This window comes from Streptomyces sp. NPDC004561 (assembly GCF_053602155.1).
The window spans coordinates 1-2,757 of record NZ_JBSGDB010000751.1 but is presented as its reverse complement, the minus strand read 5'-3'; the positions used below and the strand labels follow the sequence as shown (position 1 = coordinate 2,757).

Genomic DNA, 2,757 nt, shown 5'->3' with positions numbered 1-2,757 from the left:
GCCCGTCCGAACGCCCCGCGCAGCAGGGCCCTGAAGGCGTCCGCGGCCGGCGCCGCCTCGTCCGGGCGGTGGACCACCGAGATCGTGCGGCGCAGCCGCCCCGCCTCCAGCGGCCGTACACCGACCGGCGTGACCGCCGTACGGGCCACCATCTCCGGTACGACGGCCACCCCCAGCCCCGCGCTGACGAGCGCGCACACCACCGCGTATCCCGGAGTCGGCACCAGCAGCGCCGGTGTGGCCCCCGCCTCGGCCAGCAGGGCCTCGATCTCGCGCCGGGCCGAATGGTGCGGTGCCATGCTGATCAGCGGCTGCCCGGCCAGCTCCGCCAGCGGCAGCCGGGAAGCGGCGCTGCTGAGCGCGTGCCCCGGGGCGGTCACCAGCACCAGCTCCTCCACCAGCACCGGCTCCAGCCGCACCCCGGCGGGCACGGGCGAGGGCTCGGCCGGGTGGTACGTGTGGGTGAGCGCCAGGTCCACCTCGCCCGCCGCCACCGCCGTGACCCCCGCGGGCGGGTCGTAGTCCGCGACGGACAGCCGGACGTCCGGATGCGCCCGGCGGAAGGCGCTCAGTGCCGGCGGCAGCAGATGCACCCCCGCGGTCGGGAAGGTGCCGAGCCGCAGCGCGCCGCCCGTGAGACCGGTGAGCCGCGCCAGCTCGTGCCGGGCCCGCTCCAGTTCGTCGAGCACCCGCCGGGCCCGCGCCACCAGCACCTCGCCGGCCTCGGTCAGCCGGGCGCCGCGATGGTGCCGCACCAGCAGCGCCGCTCCCGCCTCCCGCTCCAGCTTGGCCAGCTGCTGGGAGAGGGCGGGCGGGGTGTAGCCGAGCCGGTCGGCGGCCCGGGTGATCGAGCCGGCCTCCGCGACCGCCACGAGCGCGGCCAGCCGAGTGGGGTCGTACATACGGCCAGCCTAAAGCAGCGCTTAAGGCAGACCCAGGCCATTCGAAATACCTGCTGAAGGCTCCGGCCGGGCAGGCTGGCGGCATGGACGGACAGCTCATCGCCTTCACCGGGATCGCCGCGGGCCTGGTGGCCATGCCGGGCGCCGACTTCACCGTGGTCGTACGCAACGCGCTCGTCTCCCGCCGCGCCGGCGCGGTCTGCGGGCTCGGCATCGCCGGCGGCCTGCTGGTGCACACCACTCTGGCGGTGGCCGGTGTCGCGGCCGTGCTGGTCGCCGTGCCGGCGCTGTTCCGGGCGCTGCAGCTGCTGGGCGGCGCCTATGTGCTCCAGCTCGGCGTGCGCACCCTGTGGTCGCTGCGACGGCCCGCCGAAGCGCCCGAGGAGGCCGTGGCGGACCGCGCCCACCCGCTCCGGCAGGGCTTCGTCACCAACGTCCTCAACCCCAAGGCCTCGCTGACCTTCCTGAGCCTGCTGCCCCAGTTCGTGCCCTCGGGGAGCCCGGCCCTGCCCCGCACGCTGCTGCTCGCGCTGATCGTGTGCGCGCTGGCGCTGGTGTGGTTCCAGGTGGTCGCTCTGCTGGTGGACCGGCTCGGCAGGTGGCTGCGCCGGCCCCGGGCCGCCCGTGGGCTCCAGGCGGGCACCGGGGTGGCGCTGACGGTGCTGGGAGCGGCCCTGCTGCTGGAGCCGCTCCTGCCCTGAGGCCCGGTCAGCTGACCCGGCCGTACCACACGCTCCTCGTCCAGATCTTCTCGAGCCGCACCACCGCGCCGGTCTTCGGGGCATGCCAGATCTTGTTGTGGCCGGCGTAGATGCCGACGTGGTAGACGCTGGAGCCGTAGTGGAAGAACACCAGGTCGCCGGCCCTGCGGCTGCCGACGGAGATGTGGTGCGTCCGGTTGTACTGCTGGGCGGCGGTCCGGGGCAGGGTCTTGCCCGCCTTCTTGAACGAGTAGAGCGTCAGCCCCGAGCAGTCGAACCGGTACGGTCCCGTGGCGCCCCACTGGTACGGGGACCCCTTCTTGGACGCCGCGACCTGGAGGGCCTTTGCCCCCATGGTGGCGGCCGAGGCGTCGGTGGCGAGGCCCGGGACCGCGATCGAGCCGCCGACGGCGGCGAGGGTGAGAGCCGAGGCCGTGCCGGCCCGGGCCATCAGCGACGGGACACGATTGAGCGCAGTCATGCGCAACCCTTCGTCAGCCGCCTGTGAAGGATGACCTGTCGGATTCGGGCTGGCGAAGTAGCCCGGCCGCTTTCGCGGCTTCACCCCAAGGGCCGCCCGGAGCCTCCGCCCGTCCGCTGCACACGGACGAACATCCGTTCCGGCGACCCGCCTTGCCTGGGTCCTCCACTCCTGCCGATCCACTCCTGTCGACCGGTCATCCGGGCGGCGGCAGGACTCGGCGTCCGCCCGGATCGCCCCGCCGCGGTGGCGGGGTCTTGTCGTCAGACAGGGATCTTCACTCACAGCTGTCCGAAAATCCCAACGGAACCGGGGATTTGTGGCGTTACTCACCACTCAGCCGTTCGGGTGGACAGCGCTGTGTTCGAGTCGCCGTCAGAACCCGGACGTAGCCCCGGACCTGGGAAGAAGCATGCACTCCTGGCCCCCGGAACGGCCCGGTGCGCAAGTCGGGAGGCCCGGAAAGTGATCCGGATATACACCGGTCGGCCGTACGTCGTTCGGGCCGTTTCGCGTCCGGCCCGAACGGCGCGTCTACACAAGGCTCCCGTGGGGCCGCAGACGCGTCCCGCTCAGCCGACGGAGGGTGATGCCGAGCGGGGCCTCGTACTGGCCGGGGCTCGCGACGTGGCCGCTGAGCGAGTAGAGCGTGAAGCCCGGGGACTTCTCGCTG

General features: G+C 73.3%; 3 protein-coding genes and 1 riboswitch. Of the genes, 1 reads left to right on the top strand and 2 read right to left on the bottom strand.

Annotated elements, in window-relative coordinates; genetic code table 11:
- Positions 1-902 (bottom strand): LysR family transcriptional regulator (locus ACWEN3_RS44695; RefSeq protein ID WP_452983941.1); only part of this gene is annotated, 902 nt, incomplete at its 3' end.
- 83 nt (positions 903-985) lie between these two features.
- Between ACWEN3_RS44695 and ACWEN3_RS44690 the strand changes: the two genes are divergently transcribed.
- Entirely contained in the window at positions 986-1,603 is a 618-nt protein-coding gene (locus ACWEN3_RS44690) for a LysE family translocator (RefSeq protein WP_452983938.1), read from the top strand.
- A gap of 7 nt (positions 1,604-1,610) precedes the next feature.
- Here ACWEN3_RS44690 and ACWEN3_RS44685 read toward each other — a convergent pair whose 3' ends face one another.
- Positions 1,611-2,084 (bottom strand): C40 family peptidase, encoded by a 474-nt coding sequence (locus ACWEN3_RS44685; RefSeq protein WP_452983935.1) that lies wholly within the window; start codon positions 2,082-2,084, stop codon positions 1,611-1,613.
- A gap of 3 nt (positions 2,085-2,087) precedes the next feature.
- A riboswitch (cyclic di-AMP (ydaO/yuaA leader) is annotated at positions 2,088-2,239 on the bottom strand.
- Positions 2,240-2,757: the final 518 nt, after the last annotated feature.

What these genes read in the sequence shown, in the direction of transcription:
- ACWEN3_RS44690 (WP_452983938.1), top strand. Translation starts at nt 986, where the DNA reads ATGGACGGACAGCTCATCGCCTTCACCGGGATCGCCGCGGGCCTGGTG.
- ACWEN3_RS44685 (WP_452983935.1), bottom strand. Translation starts at nt 2,084, where the DNA reads ATGACTGCGCTCAATCGTGTCCCGTCGCTGATGGCCCGGGCCGGCACG.